Origin of the sequence: Roseospira marina (genome assembly GCF_014197855.1) — a bacterium.
GTDB classification, from domain to species: domain Bacteria; phylum Pseudomonadota; class Alphaproteobacteria; order Rhodospirillales; family Rhodospirillaceae; genus Rhodospira; species Rhodospira marina.
Genome location: NZ_JACIGJ010000001.1, coordinates 122088 through 140389, shown reverse-complemented (window position 1 = coordinate 140389; position 18302 = coordinate 122088). Strand labels below are relative to the sequence as shown.

At 68.0% G+C, this 18302-nt stretch carries 17 protein-coding genes and 1 tRNA gene; 9 read left to right on the top strand and 9 right to left on the bottom strand.

The window, feature by feature from the left end:
• Window positions 1–258 precede the first annotated feature (258 nt).
• From GGD82_RS00685 to GGD82_RS00670, 4 genes are all read left to right on the top strand, one after another.
• A complete protein-coding gene (locus GGD82_RS00685) occupies window positions 259–1044 on the top strand; it encodes a TerB family tellurite resistance protein (protein ID WP_150060677.1) in 786 nt (261 codons plus the stop codon).
• A gap of 110 nt (window positions 1045–1154) precedes the next feature.
• On the top strand, window positions 1155–2123 hold the full coding sequence (locus GGD82_RS00680) for a DMT family transporter (protein WP_150060678.1): 969 nt from the start codon (window positions 1155–1157) through the stop codon (window positions 2121–2123).
• Window positions 2120–2827 (top strand): N-acetylmuramoyl-L-alanine amidase, encoded by a 708-nt coding sequence (locus GGD82_RS00675; RefSeq protein ID WP_150060679.1) that lies wholly within the window; start codon window positions 2120–2122, stop codon window positions 2825–2827. Before GGD82_RS00680 ends, GGD82_RS00675 begins: the two co-directional genes overlap by 4 nt.
• 83 nt (window positions 2828–2910) lie before the next feature.
• Window positions 2911–3294: a hypothetical protein gene (locus GGD82_RS00670; RefSeq protein ID WP_150060680.1), complete on the top strand. Its 384-nt coding sequence runs from the start codon at window positions 2911–2913 to the stop codon at window positions 3292–3294.
• 277 nt (window positions 3295–3571) lie between these two features.
• Here GGD82_RS00670 and rpoN read toward each other — a convergent pair whose 3' ends face one another.
• The 9 genes from rpoN to GGD82_RS00625 form a co-directional block, all read right to left on the bottom strand.
• Window positions 3572–5119 (bottom strand): RNA polymerase factor sigma-54, encoded by a 1548-nt coding sequence (gene rpoN / locus GGD82_RS00665; protein ID WP_150060681.1) that lies wholly within the window; start codon window positions 5117–5119, stop codon window positions 3572–3574.
• A gap of 35 nt (window positions 5120–5154) precedes the next feature.
• Window positions 5155–5886, bottom strand: coding sequence for an LPS export ABC transporter ATP-binding protein (gene lptB / locus GGD82_RS00660; protein ID WP_150060828.1), 732 nt, complete (start codon window positions 5884–5886; stop codon window positions 5155–5157).
• Window positions 5887–6015: 129 nt separating this feature from the next.
• The gene (locus GGD82_RS00655) at window positions 6016–6981 is read right to left on the bottom strand and encodes an LptA/OstA family protein (protein WP_150060682.1); all 966 of its coding nucleotides are present in this window, start codon (window positions 6979–6981) and stop codon (window positions 6016–6018) included.
• Window positions 6978–7547 carry an LPS export ABC transporter periplasmic protein LptC gene (gene lptC / locus GGD82_RS00650; protein WP_170284120.1) on the bottom strand — a complete coding sequence of 190 codons (570 nt, stop codon included), beginning with the start codon at window positions 7545–7547 and terminating at the stop codon, window positions 6978–6980. The genes GGD82_RS00655 and lptC overlap by 4 nt, the downstream gene beginning before the upstream one ends.
• Window positions 7548–7845: 298 nt before the next feature.
• Entirely contained in the window at window positions 7846–8889 is a 1044-nt protein-coding gene (locus tag GGD82_RS00645; RefSeq protein WP_150060684.1) for a KpsF/GutQ family sugar-phosphate isomerase, read from the bottom strand.
• 107 nt (window positions 8890–8996) lie between these two features.
• Entirely contained in the window at window positions 8997–9608 is a 612-nt protein-coding gene (locus GGD82_RS00640; RefSeq protein ID WP_150060685.1) for a ribonuclease D, read from the bottom strand.
• A gap of 245 nt (window positions 9609–9853) precedes the next feature.
• Window positions 9854–9940: transfer RNA gene (locus tag GGD82_RS00635), tRNA-Leu, on the bottom strand.
• A 158-nt stretch (window positions 9941–10098) separates the two neighbouring features.
• A complete protein-coding gene (gene secB / locus GGD82_RS00630) occupies window positions 10099–10605 on the bottom strand; it encodes a protein-export chaperone SecB (protein ID WP_150060686.1) in 507 nt (168 codons plus the stop codon).
• Between the two features lie 154 nt (window positions 10606–10759).
• Window positions 10760–11335 (bottom strand): FxsA family protein, encoded by a 576-nt coding sequence (locus tag GGD82_RS00625; protein ID WP_150060687.1) that lies wholly within the window; start codon window positions 11333–11335, stop codon window positions 10760–10762.
• A 465-nt stretch (window positions 11336–11800) separates the two neighbouring features.
• Between GGD82_RS00625 and GGD82_RS00620 the strand changes: the two genes are divergently transcribed.
• The 5 genes from GGD82_RS00620 (at window position 11801) to GGD82_RS00600 (ending at window position 18287) form a co-directional block, all read left to right on the top strand.
• Window positions 11801–12529 (top strand): Tim44/TimA family putative adaptor protein, encoded by a 729-nt coding sequence (locus GGD82_RS00620; RefSeq protein ID WP_150060688.1) that lies wholly within the window; start codon window positions 11801–11803, stop codon window positions 12527–12529.
• A gap of 85 nt (window positions 12530–12614) precedes the next feature.
• Window positions 12615–14018, top strand: a complete 1404-nt coding sequence (gene mltA, locus GGD82_RS00615; protein WP_170284121.1) for a murein transglycosylase A — start codon at window positions 12615–12617, stop codon at window positions 14016–14018.
• Between the two features lie 222 nt (window positions 14019–14240).
• Complete coding sequence (locus tag GGD82_RS00610; RefSeq protein ID WP_150060690.1) at window positions 14241–15458, top strand: Tm-1-like ATP-binding domain-containing protein; 1218 nt, start codon at window positions 14241–14243, stop codon at window positions 15456–15458.
• 49 nt (window positions 15459–15507) lie between these two features.
• Window positions 15508–16338: a phosphoenolpyruvate hydrolase family protein gene (locus GGD82_RS00605; RefSeq protein ID WP_150060691.1), complete on the top strand. Its 831-nt coding sequence runs from the start codon at window positions 15508–15510 to the stop codon at window positions 16336–16338.
• Between the two features lie 146 nt (window positions 16339–16484).
• The gene (locus GGD82_RS00600) at window positions 16485–18287 is read left to right on the top strand and encodes an O-acetylhomoserine aminocarboxypropyltransferase (protein ID WP_150060692.1); all 1803 of its coding nucleotides are present in this window, start codon (window positions 16485–16487) and stop codon (window positions 18285–18287) included.
• The last annotated feature ends 15 nt before the right edge of the window (window positions 18288–18302 follow it).

Genomic DNA, 18302 nt, shown 5'->3' with positions numbered 1-18302 from the left:
TCCTTTCTCGGTCGGGTCTCGGTCGGGTCTCAGTCGGAGACGGCGAGCACGGATGGCTCTCCTGTAGCAAAGACGCCCCTTCAAATCGAGATGGCTCGGCATGGGGCCAGGCACGGCCACCGAAGGCGGGATCCCCGCCGGTCCGATGCCCCTTTGCCCAGCGGGGAAACCGCCCTATGTTGGCCCGGACAACGCGCACCGGGCCGGCTTCGGCCTTTTATTGGGGAGCGAGAGAGGGCAACCCATGAGCAAGTGGCCATGAGCGTCTGGGGCAAGATTATCGGCGGTGTCGGTGGATTCCTGGTGCTCGGTCCGCTGGGCGCCCTGGTCGGCGCGGCCGCCGGCCACGCGGTCGACAAGGAAGGCTGGCCCTCGTGGCTCGGCGGCGGTACCAGCGACCGGCCGGGCCTGCGCGAGCGCATCGGCAAGGCCACCGCCGACGCCCGACAGCAGGTGTTCGCCGTGGGCGTGATCGTTCTCGGCGCCAAGATGGCCAAGGCCGACGGTCACGTCTCGCGCGACGAAGTCGCGGCTTTCAAACGCATTTTCCAGATCCCGCCGGGCGACATGAAGGCGGTGGGCGCGATCTTCGATCAGGCCAAGCAGTCGGCCGATGGCTATGAGATCTACGCCCGCCAGATCGCCCGCCTGTTCTCCGACAGCCCGCAGGTGCTGGAGGAGCTGCTCGCGTCTCTGTACCAGATCGCGCGGGCGGATGGGGGGGCCCTGCACCCGGCCGAAACCGCGTTCCTGAACGATGTGGCGCGTATTTTCGGGCTGCCCCCGGAGGCCATAAACCGCCTGCATGCCCGCTATGAACGCGCCAGCGGGGACGAGGCCGATCCCTACGCCGTGCTGGGCGTAACGCCGAACGCCAACGACGAAGAGGTGCGCGCGGCGTGGAAGCGGCTGTCGCGCGAACATCATCCGGACGTCCTAATGTCCAAGGGCATGCCGGAAGAGTTTATCGCGCAAGCCAACGAAAAGATGGCGGCCATCAACCATGCGTATGACCGTGTGCGGGAGCGGCGGGGGCTGAAGTAGCCGCCGCCGTCGCGGCGCTTGCGCCGAGCGGATGCGCGTCTCACTCTGCGGGTCAGCCCGGCGCCTCCGACGCGCCGACTCCGCCCGTGCTTCTTTAAGGTCATCCGATTATGCCCGTGACCGACATCCTGCTGGCCCTTCTCGTTCAGGGCCTGTGGGGTTTGAACTTCATTGCCGCCAAGGTGGGGGCCGACAACCTACCCCCTTTGATGTTCACGGCTATCCGGTTTCTTATCGTCGCGGTCCTGGTGGTGCCGTTCGTGCCACGCCCGCGGGGCGCAGCCCTGCGCAGCGTCCTGGTGCTGTCCCTAACGTTCGGCACGCTGCACTTCGGCATCCTGTTTTCCGCCATGCGGTACGTCGATGCGGCCACCGCGGCGGTCATCATTCAGACCGGCCCGCCGTTCAGCGTGCTGTTGGGGATTCTGATCTTCAAGGAGGTCATCGGCTGGCGCCGCATCCTCGGCCTTGTCCTGGCCTTCAGCGGAGTCATCGTGGTGGCCGGCGAGCCCAATTTGCCGTCCCTGCTGCCGGTCACGATGCTGCTGTTCGCGGCCTTCGCCTGGGCGATGAGCAACGCCGTCGTGAAGTTCTCGCAAGGCCTTTCGGCCCTCGCGATGACGGGGTGGCTCTGCCTTCTGGCGATACCGCAGGTGACGCTTCTGTCCTGGCTGTTCGAGGACGGCCATGTCGAGGCCCTGTACACCGCCCCCTGGAAAGCATGGGCCTGCGTGCTGTTCAGCGCCATCGGGGCATCCCTGATCGCGCATTCCCTGTGGTATGCCCTGGTGCGCCGCCACCCCATGACCGTCATCGCGCCCTGGGGCCTTTTGGCGCCGATCCTCGGCATTGCCTCGGGCATCCTGATCCTCGGCGAGCCGGCCACCTGGCAGAAGGTCGTGGGAGGCGCCATTACGCTAACCGGGGTCGGCATCGTCCAGATCCGCTCGGCGGTGAAGGGACGGCCGGTCGGCACTGGCCCGGAATGCCCGGAGTGTCCCGACCTCGCGGCCGACGCGGCGAGCACCACCCAGTTTCCCGAAAGCGGCGCGCCAACGGACCGGTCCCGCCCGTCATGACCGGGTATTCCATGATCTCGGCGCCGTCGCCCAATCACGACGCGCGGCCTGCGGGCCAGCGGATCGAGCTTCTGGTGCTGCACTACACGGGCATGCGCACCGGCGCCGAAGCCCTCGCGCGTCTGTGCGACCCGGCGGCCAAAGTCAGCGCCCATTATATGGTCGAGGAAGATGGGCGCGTGTTTCACCTGGTGCCGGAGGCCCGGCGCGCGTGGCATGCCGGGGTTTCGCACTGGCGAGGTCGGGGCGACGTCAACGGGCGCGCCATCGGCGTCGAGATCGTCAACCCGGGCCACGAGTTCGGCTACCGCCCCTTTCCTGAGCCCCAGATGGCCGCCGTGGAAGCCCTGTGCCGGGACATCGTGGCCCGCCACGCCCTCCCCCCCAACGCCGTGGTGGGCCACGCCGATGTCGCCCCCACGCGCAAGGAAGACCCCGGCGAACTGTTCGACTGGGCGCGTCTGGCCCGCGCGGGCGTGGGCGTGTGGCCGGACCCACCCACGCACAGCGACAGACCAACGGATCCGGCCAAGGCCGTGGCCGGGCTCGCCATCCTCGGTTACGACACCGACGATCCGGTCGCCGCGCTGGTCGCCTTCCAGCGCCGGTTCCGCCCCGCCCTGTTCGATGGCATCGCCGACACGGAGACCTGTCGATTAATCCAGGCCCTAACCGAAAGCCTCAGGAAAAAGCCTCGCCTTTGACCCCAGGTTGCCTTGATTCGGCCCGGTTCAAAGGCCACAACAGGGGTCAGTCGGTCCAACCACTGTGTTCAGGAGACTCCGCCATGACTCGAGTCCGCCGCCTTGCCGCCGCCACCCTTGTCCTGGCGACCGCCGGCCTCGGCCTCACCGCCCCCGCCGCCGCTCAGTCGTCCTCGGCCTCTCAGGCGCCGATTCGGTCCATTGGGGCCGATGACAACCCGCCTATGGTCGCGTTCGAGTGCACCACCCCGGCCGGTCCCCCCGTCCGCATGGAAATGGTGCTCCGCCGCATGGCCGGGCAGGTGTGGGCCTACAGCAGCCTGGAGCGCGGCGTGGACTGCTCCAGCCTGTCCACGGGCGGGATCACCTGCATGTCCGACGTGCTGCGCGGCCGTGGGACGACGCTCCAGAACACACTGAACGACCTGCTGAAGGACGAAAACGTCCGCTGCACCCGCTCGCTCTGAGCCCCCCGGGGTTTGGAGTCTTCGGCTCTCCATCAAAGAGTTAGGGCGCCCCACACTGGGGCGCGCCGCAGGCGACCGGCTCCCTCCCCTGGATAGGGGAGGGTCGGGGTGGGGTCGACGTCGGCAAACGTGACCGTTGCGTGGTTGGCGGCCCCCCTCCCAACCTCACCCTTGGGGGGAGGCGCCTGACCATGATGCACGATCCGAGGCCTTTCAAATGGGAGGCCCCTAACCTTCCCGCAGCGCACCCTTGATCGGCCGGTCCTGCCGGGCGGCCTCAGCCCTCCCCGGCGAGGGCCATTTTCTCGCGCCGCCGCTGCACCGACGAGGGGATCCTCATCCCCTCGCGGTATTTCGCGACCGTGCGGCGGGCGATATCCACCCCCTCCTCGCGCAGAATCGTGACGATCCGATCATCGGACAGAACCTTCCGCGGCGGTTCGGCGTCGATCAGCGCCTTGATGCGCGCGCGCACGGCCTCGGCCGAGTGCGCCTCGCCGCCCGCGCTGCTGTTGATGGCCTGGGTGAAGAAGTACTTCAGCTCGAACAGGCCTCGCGGCGTGGAAATGTACTTGTTGCTGGTCACCCGGCTGACCGTGCTCTCGTGCATGCCGATCACACCCGCGACGTCGCGCAGGATCAGCGGCCGCAGATGCTGGATGCCGTGCTCCAGAAAAGCGTCCTGCTGGCGCACGATCTCACCGGCCACCTTGAGGATAGTCGTGGCACGCTGGTCCAGTGCCTTGACCAGCCAATTGGCGGTCTGAAGGCTTTCGCCCAGGAACGCCTGCACCGCCTTGTCGCCTTTTGCAGCCGGCCGCACCCGCGCCAGATAGCGCCGATTGACCAGAACGCGCGGTAGCGTGTCGGCGTTCAGTTCCACCACCCAGCCGCCTTCCGGATTCGGCCGCATCACCACGTCCGGCACCACGCTCTGGATCGGCTCGCCCTCGAACCGCAGCGCCGGCTTGGGGTCGAGGGCGCGCACCTCGGCGATCATCTCCCGCAGGTCCTCGGCATCGACCTCGCACGCCTTCTGAAGCGCGGCGATATCGCGCCGGGCCAGGAGATCCAGGTTGTCGAGCAGGGCCTGCATGGCCGGATCGAGGCGATTGAGATCCGCCAACTGGAGCGCAAGACATTCCTTCAATGTGCGCGCGAACACGCCCGGCGGATCGAACCGCTGCAAACGCGCCAAAACGGCCTCGACCTGGGGTTCGGGCGCGCCGAGGGTGGTCGCCACGTCCTCCACCGTCGCCGTCAGATAGCCGCAGGGGTCCAGAAGCCCCAGCAGATGCCCCCCGATCAGGAGCTCCGCCGGGTCGGTCAGATCCACGGCCATCTGGCCGCTGAGATGATCGCGCAACGACACGGGGCGGCTGAGAGTCTCCTCCAGGCCACGCATGTCGTCCGAAAAGTCGCTGGACCCGCCTCCGCCCCCGCCCCAAGCGCCGACCGCAAGGCCTAGCTCATCGAATCCGCCGCCGTCGCCACTGGTTGGACCGACCATGTCGCCGGCCCCTGATTCATCCCGGTCGGTGTTGTAGTCTTGATCGAGCGGCGATGGCCCGTCGGTGCCCTCCCCGGCCCCGCGATCGATGATCACGCTAGATTCGGCGTCGGCGCGCACCTCCTGCCGCTCGGGCAGCGAGTCAAAATCCGCCCGTTCGTCCCGCTCCAGCAGCGGGTTTCGCTCCAATTCCTGTTCGACGTACGTCGTCAGATCCAGGTTCGACATCTGCAGCAGCTTGATGGCCTGCTGCAGCTGCGGTGTCATGACCAGACTCTGCGACTGCCGAAGGTCAAGCCGGGGTGACAGTCCCATAAACCACGTGTCCTTGCGCGCTCGGTCGTCTGCGGCTAAAGGCTGAACCGCTCGCCCAGATAAACGCGTCGAACGCCCTCGTGGGCCACGATCTCAGAGGGCGGCCCCTCCATCATCACGCGCCCTTCGTGAAGTATGTAGGCCCGATCCACAATGTCCAGGGTTTCCCGGACATTGTGATCGGTGATGAGGACGCCAAGGCCACGGTTTTTTAGGTGGGCCACCAGATCGCGGATGTCACCGACGGCGATGGGATCAATGCCCGCCAAGGGTTCGTCGAGCAGAATGAAGGCCGGTCGCGTAGCCAGGGCGCGCGCGATCTCCACCCGGCGCCGCTCGCCACCCGATAGGGCCAGCGCGGGCGCATGGCGCAGGTGGGCGATCGAGAATTCCGACAGCAGGCTGGCCAGCATCTCCTCGCGCTGGTCGCGGTCCCGTTCCGACACCTCCAGCACCGCGCGCAGGTTGCCCTCGACCGTCAGGCCGCGAAAGATCGAGGCCTCCTGCGGCAGGTAGCCGACGCCAAGCCGCGCCCGCCGGTACATCGGCAGAGCGGTAACATCCTGGCCATCGAGCCGGATGGCCCCGGAATCGGGCATGACCAGCCCGGTCATACAGTAGAAGCACGTGGTCTTGCCGGCGCCGTTGGGTCCCAGCAGGCCAACCGCCTCGCCACGCCGGACGGACAGATTCACGTCCGTCAGGATCGCGCGGCGGCGGTACACCTTGCCGAGCCCCTCCGCGGCCAGCGTCCCGCGCCAGGACATGCGCTCTGCGTGCTCCTGGTGGTCTTCGGGCCACTCGTCCGGACGATCCAACAGTGCCTCCCTTCGCCCCGCCCCATGCACATCACACAGGCGCCCGTTTCGACCGAAGACGGGCACCGGACGACGCGGTCAGTCGCCGCCGTTTTCGCCCGGCGCCGACGGCGGCCGTTGCGGCGCGATCAGAGCCCGCGCGCGCCCGGTCCCATCGGCCCCCGCACCCCCTTCAAGGGTGCTGACGCCCGTATTCAGGTTGACCACGGCCCGCTCCCCGGCCAACTGGTCGGTTTCGGTGGTGATGGTCACGTCCCCAACCACCGTGGCGATGCCAGCCGGGACGTCATAGACCGCGCGGGCGCCTCGGACAACCTCCTTGTCCGTCGTGATCACGACGTTGTCGAAGGCTTCCAGACGGCTCAACCCTTGCTCCGTTCCGCCCGCGCCATCCTCGCCACCGTCGCCGCCATCCGCCGCAGCGCGGGTCCCGCCGACGGCCGCGTCGGTGAAGTGACCGGTCAGGACGTCGGCCTCGACCGTGTCCCCGTTGACGCGCACGGCCCGCGCATCGCCCCGGGCCACCGCCATGCGCTCGTTCGACCAGTATTCCAGGCTCCGGCTGGCCGTGACGACCTCCGCCTCGGTTTCCATCCGCAGCGGACCACCACGCACGACCAGGATTCCGCTGTCGACCTCGTAGATCGCCGTATTGCCCGTGACCGTGCGCCCGGGCGAGGTGATGCGGGCGGCGCCTCGGGCCTCCATCCGCCAGATTTCCGTAGAGCCCTCTGGCGTCTCGCGATAGTGCGCAATCAGCGTATCCCCGTAGACGCGGTCCTCGCCCTGGATGGCCACGGCGTTGCCGCGCGCGACATACAGGTTCTCGTCGCGCCGCCATTCGATGCCGTCGTCGGCCAGCACTTCAATGGGCGAATCGCCACCCGACAGCGGCCCCTGCTGGGCGCGGACCGGGGCCCCGGCCACCACGGCCAGCCCCAACACACCCAGCACGGCGCCCCCCAACACGGCGCCCCTCAGTACCGCCCCCCTCGGCACAACCCAGAGGCCCGCCCGCGCTCGGATACCCGACCGATTCGTCATGGCGCGATCCTCCCTCCGCCGTCCTGCAACACGAGATGCGCCCGTCCCGTGAACGTCACCACGCGGCCACCGTCGACCATCACGAAGCCATCAGAGTTGATCGTCCCGTCCGGTCCCTGGCCCCGCACCGGGTCCGTCCCGTGGGCACTGTTGGTCTCCAGGTCAATCCGGGCCTCGTCCGTGTGAAACTCGAACCCGTCATCCCGGTACAGCATCACGTCGCCATCCAAGTTCAGGGTTCGGTCGGCTTTGGAATACAGGCCGGCGTTGCCCCGCAACGACAGCCAGCGCCCGCCGCCCAGCGTGATGTCGCCCTGCGGCTTGTCCAGGTTCACCCGGTCCGGATCCTCGGGGACCTCTTCCGCCGCCTCCGCCACCAGGGTGTAGGGCTGGTCCTGCGCATCCACGCCGTGAAAGCGCGGATTCACCAAAGTGCTGGGATTGACCTCGCGCGGATCCAGCGCTGCGAAGCCCAGGGTAAACCGCTCCGTCTGAGACTGAATCTGCGGCCAAGCCAAAACCAGCCCAAGCAGCACCACGGCGACGCTCGGCAGGAGCAGCTTCATGATGGTGACGAACCGGGAGTACCGTCGCGTTCCACCGTGGGAACCGGATCGCTCTCCGGTGTCCTGGCGCGCCGAGTCCTCCGGCCGGTCCGTCGCGTGGGATCGATGATCCGTGTCCGGCGCGTCGTCCCCAGGGGGGGCTGCCGTCCTCGACACACTGTTTTTCGGAGCCAGCTTCATCGCGATCGCACCGTCATCCCGGCTTCACCATCCACGCCCCGATGGCATGCGTCGCGCTTGGTCCGGCCCTCCGACCTCCCGACCGCCCGACGGCTGTGTCCGTCGCGCCCATGCTGGTCTAGTCCACACCGGCCCGCAACAGATCATGCATGTGAATGAAGCCGACCGGGCGGCCGTTCTCGACCACGAACAGGTTCGTGATGCGACGCTCGCCCGCGTTCATGATGTGCAAGGCTTCCGCCGCCAGCATGCTCGGCGGCACGGTCCGCGGGTCGCGCGTCATGATGTCGCCCGCCGGTCGCGCGACCAGATCGGGCGCCATGTGCCGCCGCAGGTCGCCATCGGTCACGACCCCGAGCAAAGGCCCCGGCGTACCGGCCGCGTCCAGGGACGCAACAATGCCGACGCAGCCGAAGCCCTTGCGCGACATCTCGATCAGCGCCCGCGACATCGGGGTTTCGGCGGTCACCAGGGGCAGCGCCTCGCCGCTGTGCATGACGTCACCGACGCGCAGCAGCGCCTTGCCAAGCCGGCCGCCCGGGTGGAACACCTGGAAGTCTCGCGCGCTGAAGCCGCGCGCTTCCAGCAGCGCCACGGCCAGCGCATCACCCAGGGCCATCATCAGCGTCGTGGAGGTGGTGGGCGCCAGTCCGAGCGGACAGGCCTCCCCATGCGGCGGCAGAACCAGGGCCACGTCGCTCGCCTGGGCCAGCGCCCCGTCGGCACGGGCGGTGATGCCCACCAGGGGGATACCGAACCGGCGCGTATAGGCGATCAGATCCGACAGCTCCGGCGTGTTGCCGGAGTTCGACAACGCCAACACCAAATCCTCGCGGCCGATCATGCCGAGGTCGCCGTGGCTGGCCTCCGCCGGATGCACGAACTGCGCCAGCGTTCCGGTCGAGGCCATCGTGGCCGCGATCTTGCGCCCGACATGCCCGCTCTTGCCCATACCGGTCACGGTCACCCGCCCCCGGCAGGCCAGCAGGCGCGTCACCGCCGCGTCGAAGTCGGGGCCAAGCGTGCTCGCCAGCGTGTCCAACGCATCGCGTTCCGCCTGCAGAACCCGTCGCGCACTTCGCAGGGCCGGCGAGTCGTCCGCAGCCGGCTCCACCGTCGGAACCGTCGGTGACAGGGGGGACCGGGTGGCGGAGGAGGACATGAACGGCGTCTCTCGCGGATCGGGGGATCGGAACGCACCAACGCGCTCTGTGCCGAGGGTCCAGCCTGACCCGCCTGGGCGGCCTTGTACGACGGCACGCGCGGCGATCAGTGAGCGAAGATATCCTCCTCCGCCCAGCCGGCCACGTCCAGCGCGGCCCGGTCGGGGAGGAAGTCGAAACAAGCCTGGGCGAGTTCCGTGCGTCCCTCACGCGCCAGCAGGCCCTCCATGTGGGCCTTCAGGCGGTGCAGGTACAGCACATCACTGGCGGCGTACTCCATCTGCTCGCGGCTCAGGGTATCGGCCCCCCAGTCGGAACTCTGCATCTGCTTCGAGATGTCGATCCCGAGCAGGTCCTTGCAGAGCACGCGCAACCCGTGAGCCTCGGTATTGGTACGCCCCAACTTCGACGCGATCTTGGTGCAGTAGATCGGCGCGGTGCGCACCCCGAACCGGGTCAGCAGCATCGCGACGTCGAAACGAGCGAAATGGAAGATCTTGGTCACCGCCGGGTCCGCCATCAGAGCGCACAGATTCGGCGCCGCGGCGCCCGGGTGGATTCGGACCAGATGGCAGACACCATCACCGCCGGACAGCTGGACCAAACACAGCCGGTCGCGGTGCAGCTTCAGGCCCATCGTCTCCGTGTCCACGGCGACGCTCCCGGTGAAGGTCACGTCGGCGGGCAGGTCGGTGTCGTGCAGAATAATCTCGGCCATGAGGGCGGCTTTCTCGCGTCTGTCGTCGAACCGCGTGTGCGGCGGGCGCTTGGCTCCCAATGCGTCCACCATCGCAGCGCGGTGTGCTCGGCCCCACAAACGAAAACCGCCGCGCCGGGTTGAGCCCGATTGCACGGCGGCGGTCGGTACCAAGCATCGGCGAACCGAAGTGGCTCGCGGGCCTTGCTCTGCCCGGTGGCGGGTCCGGACCGTTCCGGTATCCCGCCAACAACGCTCTGTAAAAATGGTGCCCAGGAGAAGACTCGAACTTCCACGGCCTTTCGGCCACAGGTACCTGAAACCTGCGCGTCTACCAATTCCGCCACCTGGGCATTTGCGGCAACGGGGCGTTGGAGGCCGGGTTTCTACCGGGCGGTCCCTTCCCTGTCAACGGGAATTTTTACCGCCCGGCCCAGCCCCCCATTTTTTTTGCCGCGCGACCCGATCCAATCCCGATCGAACCGGCGCCGCGCGGCCCCCCTGTTCACCGTCAGGCCGTACCGGCGTCGCCCCCCTGGTCGGTCTTGTCCGCCTGCTTCTGCAACGCCTGCACGCGCTGACGGAACAGAGCCACGAAATCGATGGGTTGCAGCACAACAGGCGGGAACCCGCCGTCCCGCGTCAGATCCGACAGGATGTTCCGGGCGAACGGGAACATGTGGCGCGGCGCCTCGATGAGCAGCAGAGGGTTCAGATGCTCGGCCGGCGCGTTCACCGACACGGCCGCGCCGTACTCCAGCTCGGCGATGAAGGCGGTCTTCTCGCCGACCTTACCCTGCGCGTTGAGCTTCAGGCGGACCTCGTAGAGCTTCCGCTCCTCGTCGAAGACGCTGGCCTGCACATCGACGCTGACCGAGATCTCAGGCGACGAGCGCATCTCGGTGAAGATGCCCGGCACGTTCGGGGCCTCGAACGAGAGGTCGCGGACATACTGGGCGTTGATGACCAGGGGCGGCGTCTCCTGGCCGGATCCCGGTGTGGTCTGCGGTTCGCTCATCGTTCACTCCCGATTGAAGGGTTGCTTGTTCGGAAAGGGCCGTTCGGGCACGCCAAAGGCCCCGCCGGGCGTACGCCTCGGCGCGGGTTCCGTACCATGATGGCCCGAGTCTGACAACCGAGGGCCCAGCCCGAAGACCGCCCGGTGGCCGCCTTCAGGAGCGGTCGTCGGACCGCCCGTCCTGGGCCTCGTCCGGGCTCTCATTCGGCCCGGCGACTCCGCTCCAGCGGCTGGGTCGGGGCTCGCCCACGTCGCCGTCACCCAGGTCCTCATACTCCCCATCGATGACCGGACCGCGCCCGCCGCCCGGGGTCGGGCCGCGTCCGGCACCGAACGGGTCGTCGCCTCCCGGAGGCATCCCCGTCGTGTGGACATGCAGGCGCCCGCTCTGCTTCAGGCGGTCCAGCGCGAACGCCCGCACCGGCGGCAGGAGGAGCAGGAACCCGAGGCTGTCCGTCACGAATCCCGGGGTGAGCAAAAGGGCGCCCCCCACCAGCAGACAGGCCCCATCGAACACCTCGCGCATCGGCACCTCGCCGCGTCCAAGGCTGGCGCGCGCCCGGTTCAGGGTCGCGACGCCCTGGGCGCGTAACAGCATGGTGCCGATCACCGCGGTCAGGATGACCAGGCCCAGCGTCCAACCCAGGCCGACGACGTCGCCAACCTGGATGAACACGGCGATCTCAAGAAGGGGAACACCAATGAAGGCGAGCAACAGCAAGAAGGGCATGGCGGCGTGTGCCTCGTTTACAGGGGGACAGGAGGCCCGTTCCGCCCGACGGACACGGGCGCGGCGGGGCGATTTCGCCTTGCTCCGCACGGCCGCACTTCTTATGTACCGCCGTGTCGGGCGGTTCACGGGCCGCGCTGAAGGGAACCCAAAAGCCCGATGGACCCACAACGCGGGTTGATCCCGGGTCACGGGTCCCTCAGACTGGATCCCTGGTGACGTGCGGGTCGTGCCGCCGAAGACGTGTGTAGCTCACGGCGACGGTTCAGGTCCAGTATGGGGCCGGCACGGCTCGCGTTTTGGAGCCCAGACCCGACAGGTCTCGAAACCCCGCGTTGGGCGGGCCGGATCGGACACCGGGGCAGACAACGAACGAACACTTCGAGCGCCAACCCAGGCGCATACATCACGTTCCGGATGCGGCGAGACCGTCTCCGGAATCAAGTCGGCGAGTTTCGATCGGCCATGGGCGACAGCTTCCAATTCATCGACATCATCTTTTTCGCCATGATCGCGGCGTTCCTTGTGTTGCGCCTGCGCAGTGTGCTGGGCAAGCGCACGGGCAATGAAAAGCCGCGGCGAACCCCGTTCGACGGCCAAACGAACCAGCGCCAGGGCGGGGACGACAACGTCATTGATCTGCCCGGGCGGCGGGACACCGATAGCGAGGACGCGGAGGGCGACTCCCGCGCCGCCGATCAACCCTCTTCGGCCTGGAGCCGGCGCACCTCCGTCGCGTCCGACGCTGGGGTAGAGGCGATCCGCGCCGCGGATCCGCAGTTTGACCCGGAGGTCTTCCTCGGCGGCGCCCGCGCCGCGTTCGAGATGATCGTGGAGGCCTTTGCGAAGGGCGACAAAGCGGCCCTGCGACCGCTGCTGGCGGACGAAGTCTATGACGGCTTCGCCGGCGCCATCGACGAGCGCGAGTCGGCCGGTGAGGCAATGGAGACCGAGGTTCTCGGGTTCAAGACCATCACCATCGCGGAGTGCCGCATGGATGACCGCATCGCCAAGGTGACGGTCCAGTACGAAACCGACCAGGTCAACGTCGTGCGGGACGGCGAGGGTGCCGTCGTGGACGGGGATCCGGACCACATCGCGCGGGTGACGGACATCTGGACCTTCGCGCGCGATACCGCGTCGCGCGACCCGAACTGGGCGCTGGTGGCGACGCGCACCCCCGACGACGATTGAGATACCCCGGATGGACTGGCGTCGGCCATTCCGTCTGGGCTCGCGCGGCCATGACGTTGCACGTCAGGTCCGTGATGCCGGCGTCGTGGTTCGCCGTCGTCTCGCCAAGCTTCGGTCGTCCGACCCGGGCCCGTCTCATCACCGGACCGTTCTGCATCAGCGTGCGAGCGACTACGCCAAGGCCGTTGCGGCCGGCGTCGGGCCGCGCGCCCAGCACGCCTTGCACTGGTCCCGGAGTCGTGCCCGCGACCTGACGCGGCACGCGCAGATTTCCGCCGAGTTGGCGTTGCGCCGGTGGGAAACCAAGCCCGCCCGCTTTCGTCAGCGCGTCACACTCGGAACCGGGCTGGCGCTTGTCGTCGGGATTGCTGGACTGACCGTCTGGCTGTGGCCGCGCCCGGCCCCGCCGCCGGAACCCCACTACACCCTGGTCAGCCTCCAGGCCCTGCCCGGCTGGCCGTCGGATACGGTGCTCGAGGCCCGCCCGGCCCTGGACCGCTCCTGCGCCAAGCTCGCGAAACTGTCTCCGGACCGGTCCATGGCCATCCAGGGGCACGCGGCGTTGCGGGCTGTCACAGGCACCGTCGCGAACTGGCAAGCGGTGTGCGCCCGCCTCGATCAGGTCCCGGCCGACGATCCGCAAGCCTTCCGGGGATTCTTGTTGCGGGCCTTCGCGGTCTACGCGGTCACCAGCAGCGATGCCGACGCCCACGGGCTGTTCACCGGCTATTTCGAAGCCCACATTGATGCCGCCCGCACGCGCGGAGGCCGATACACCATCCCGGTGTACGGGCCGCCCAAGGATCTCGTGATGGAATCCGGGCAAGGGCAACGCCGGGTGAACGGAGTCCTGGAGCCCTACACGGACCGCGCGGCCATCGAGGACGGCGCCCTGGAGGGCAAGGCCCCGGTGTTGTTCTGGGCCGCCGACGCGGTCGATCTTCACATTCTGCACATTCAGGGCTCCGGACGGGTGACCCTGCCCGATGGCCGGCAAACCCGGATCGGCTATGCCGCGAACAACGGCCAACCCTTCGTGGGGATCGGGCGTCTGGTGCGGGAGCGCGGTCTGGCGGACGGCGCATCCATGCCCGCGATCCGGACCTGGCTACGCACCCACCCCGAGGACGGCCGCGCCCTGATGCGGGAGAACCCGCGCTACATCTTCTTCCGCGAGATCGCCGGCACGGGGCCGGTGGGGGCGTTCGGCGTGACCCTGACCCCGTTGCGCAGTCTGGCGGTGGACCCGCAGTTCCTTCCTCTCGGCTCCCTGGTCTGGCTGGATACGACCGGGCCGGACGGTGTGCCGATTCAGCGGCTCATGGCCGCCCAGGATGTTGGATCGGCCATCAAGGGCATCAATCGCGGCGATGTGTTCTGGGGCGGCGGCGAGGCCGCGTTCGACAAGGCCGGTCGCATGGCCAGCCCCGGACAGACCTACCTGCTCGTGCCGCGTCCAGAACGCCCGGTCGATCCGCTGATGATGTAGGCCGCCGGACGGCACGGCTGTGGCCGCCAGGCGACCCGATTTCGGCGTACCCGGCCCGGATGCGCACGCCAAAGGCCCCGAAATAGCAAAAGATTCCAGACGAACGCCGGTTGGCGGGTGGAAATCCGCAGCCTTAGACTATCGGACGACGACCGGCGGGTGTCGTGCCCCAGCGCGTGGCCTGCCCGCGCCCACCAACAACCGCGAACGGCTGGAGGAAACATGGCCAACTCACCCGCCCCCCAGGGCGTGGCGTACGTCGCGGGCACCTTCGACACCAAGGCCCGCGAGTTGCACTTCATCGCCGACGCCCTGAAGGACCTCGGCGTCGCCGTCACGACAGTCGACCTGTCGACGAATCACGCCGACGCCGTCACCGACATCGGCGCCAAAGCGGTCGCCGCGTTCCATCCCGATGGCGCGGACGCGGTGTTCACCGGAGACCGGGGCAGCGCCGTCAGTGCCATGGCGGTCGCCTTCGAGCGCTTCCTGCTGAGCCGCGACGACATCGGCGGCGTGATCTCCGCTGGCGGCACAGGCGGCACCGCGCTGGCCACGCCGGCCATGCGCGCCCTGCCCATCGGCCTGCCCAAAGTGATGGTCTCGACCGTCGGCGGCGGCAACGTGGCGCCCTACGTCGGACCGTCCGACATCTGCATGATCCCGTCCGTCACCGACGTGCAGGGGATCAACCGCATCTCGTCCCAGGTTCTGGCCAACGCCGCGCACGCCCTGGGCGGCATGATCGCCCACCACAAGGATCCCGATCCAGACGCCAAGCCGACCGTGGCGCTGACCATGTTCGGCGTCACCACGCCCTGTGTGCAGCATGCGGCGGCCGCGCTGGAAGACCGGTTCGACACCCTGGTGTTCCACGCCGTCGGCACCGGCGGTCAGGCCATGGAGAAACTGGCGGACAGCGGCCTGCTCGCCGGCATGCTCGACCTGACCACCACCGAGATCTGCGACCTGTTCATGGGCGGCGTGTTCTCGGCCGGCAAGGACCGGCTGGGTGCGGTCATCCGGTCCGGCCTGCCCTACGTCGGCAGTTGCGGCGCGCTGGACATGGTCAACTTCGGCGCCAAGGACACGGTGCCGTCCAAATACGCCGACCGGAACCTCTACGTCCACAATCCGCAGGTGACGCTGATGCGCACCACGGTGGAGGAGAACGCCCGCATGGGCCGCTGGATCGGCGAGAAGCTGAACCGGTGCGAGGGGCCGGTACGCTTCTTCCTGCCTGAGGGCGGCGTGTCACTGCTCGACGCGCCGGAGATGCCCTTCTGGGACCCGGAGGCCGACGCGGCCCTGTTCGAGGCGCTGGAAACCACCGTGCGCCAGACCGACTCCCGCCGGCTGATCCGCCTGCCCTGGAACATCAACGACGACCGGTTCGCCGATGCGGCCGTCGCCGCCTTCCTGGAGCTTCTGGAGGCATAACGCCGCCTCCCTCCCCGTCTTCCCTGTGTTCTGTCCGGAGACTCCTGTTATGTCCCGCATTCCACGCCAGCAGATCCTCGACACCTTCCGCGCCAAGATCGCCCGGGGCGAGCCCATCGTCGGCGGCGGCGCCGGCACCGGCCTGTCGGCCAAGTGCGAGGAAGCCGGCGGCATCGACCTGATCGTGATCTACAATTCCGGCCGCTACCGCATGGCCGGGCGCGGCTCGCTGGCCGGCCTGATGGCCTACGGCAACGCCAACGAGATCGTGGTTGAGATGGCGTCCGAGGTGCTGCCGGTCGTGAAAAAGACCCCGGTGCTGGCCGGCGTGAACGGCACCGACCCGTTCATGCTGACCGAGCCGTTCCTGAGGAAGCTGGGTGACCTAGGCTTTTCCGGCATCCAGAACTTCCCGACCGTGGGCCTGATCGACGGCGTCTTCCGATCCAACCTGGAAGAGACCGGCATGGGCTACGGCCTGGAGGTCGATGTGATCGCCGCCGCCCACAAGCTCGACCTGCTGACCACGCCCTATGTGTTCAGCGAGGAGGACGCCATCGCTATGACGAGGGCCGGCGCCGACATCATCGTGTGCCACATGGGCCTGACCACCGGCGGCTCGATCGGGGCGGAGACGGCCAAGACCCTCGATGACTGCGTGGGCTACATCAACGCCTGGAGCACGGCCGCGAAGTCGGTGCGCGATGACGTGCTGGTGCTGTGCCACGGCGGCCCGATCTCCATGCCGGACGACGCCGAGTACGTGCTGGCCCGCTGCCCGGACTGCAACGGCTTCTATGGCGCCAGCAGCATGGAACGCCTGCCGACCGAGGGCGCCTTGACCGAGCAGACCCGCAAGTTCGCCGCCATCCGGCGGTAGGGGCTCGTCTCAGGGATGTCTGCGTGCGCGGGCTCCCTTCGGGGAGCCCGTTCCGTTTCGGGCGATCCGAAGGAGCAACCTTGACCCCGCCGGACCACCGCGCTTGCATGAGCGCCCCTCCCGCCCCCCGGCAAGGACACGCCGCCATGACAGCCCAGGCCGCCCTGACCTACCCCGACGCCCACATCCGCGCGATCCTGGCGGACGTGAAGACCATCGCCATGGTCGGAACCTCCGCCAACTACAACCGGCCAAGCTACTTCGTCATGAAGTACCTGCAGGAGAAGGGGTATCGCGTTCTACCCGTGAACCCGACCCAGGCCGGCAACACGATCCTGGGTGAGACGGTCTACGCCTCCCTCGCCGACATCCCGGAGCCGTTCGACATGGTCGACGTGTTCCGCAGCGCCGACGCCGTGCCGGGGATCGTCGAGGAGACCCTGGCCCTGCCTGCGGACACGGGCGTTCGGGTGATCTGGATGCAGCTCGGCGTGCGCCACGACGCGGCGGCGGCGACGGCGGAGGCCGCCGGGCTGACCGTCATCATGGATCGCTGCCCGAAGATCGAATACGGCCGCCTGGGCGGGGAACTGGGCTGGTACGGGGTGAATTCCGGCGTCATCTCGTCCCGCGCCAAGGCCGCGCCCGGCCGGGGCCGTGGCGCCCAAGGCCAACGGGACTTTGGGTTCGCCACCCGCGCCGTCCACGCCGGCGCCAGCCCGGACCCGACCACCGGGGCGCGCAGCACGCCGATCTATCAGACCACGTCCTACGTCTTCGACGACGTCGATCAGGCCGCCGCCCGCTTCAACCTGCACAATTTCGGCCACGTCTACGCCCGCCTCTCCAACCCGACGGTGTCGGTGCTGGAGGAACGCATCGCCAACCTGGAGGGGGGACGCGCCGCCTGCTGCGCCGCCTCCGGTCACGCCGCGCAGTTCCTGACCTTCTTCACGCTGCTCGAGCCGGGCGACGAATTCGTGGCCGCGCGCAATCTGTACGGCGGGTCGATCACCCAGTTCGGGCTGTCGTTCAAAAAGCTGGGGTGGACCTGCCATTTCGTCGATCCAACCGACCCGGAGAATTTCCGGCGCGCTCTGACGGACCGCTGCAAGGCCATCTTCATCGAAGCCCTGGCCAACCCCGGCGGCATCGTCGTCGACCTGGAGGCCGTGGCCGCCATCGCGCATGAGGCCGGGATCCCGCTCATTGTCGACAACACCATGGCCACGCCGTACCTGTGCCGACCGATCGAATGGGGCGCCGACATTGTCGTGCACTCCACAACCAAATTTCTCAGTGGACACGGAAACGCCCTGGGCGGCGCCATCGTCGAGTCGGGGCGCTTCGATTGGGCCAAATCGGATAAGTTCCCATCCTTGAGTCGTCCCGAGCCCGCGTATCACGGCCTGACATTCTATGAGACGTTTGGCGACTTCGCTTTTACGACCAAGGCACGTGCCGTCGCCTTGCGTGATTTCGGCCCAACCCTGAGTCCTCAGAACGCCTACCTTACGATCATGGGGATTGAAACCCTGCCCCTGCGCATGCGCCAGCATATCGCGAACGCGCGCACCGTTGCCGCGTATCTCGCCAATCATCCCAAGGTCGCCTGGGTCTCGCATGCCGGGTTGCCGACCTCGCCATTCAAGACGCTGGCCGAGAAGTACCTGCCCGAAGGCCCCGGGGCTGTGTTCACATTCGGTGTGAAGGGTGGCTTCGAAGCCGGTGTCAAAGTTGTCGAAAGCGTAAACGTGTTCAGCCATCTGGCGAACATCGGCGACACGCGCAGCTTGATCTTGCACCCAGCGTCGACCACCCACCGCCAGCTTTCGGACGAGCAGCGCGCGGCCGCCGGAGCGGGCGAAGACGTCATCCGCCTGTCCATCGGACTGGAGGATGCGGCGGACCTGATCGCCGATCTTGATCAGGCGCTGGCCACACTCTGAGGCGCCCACTGGCCA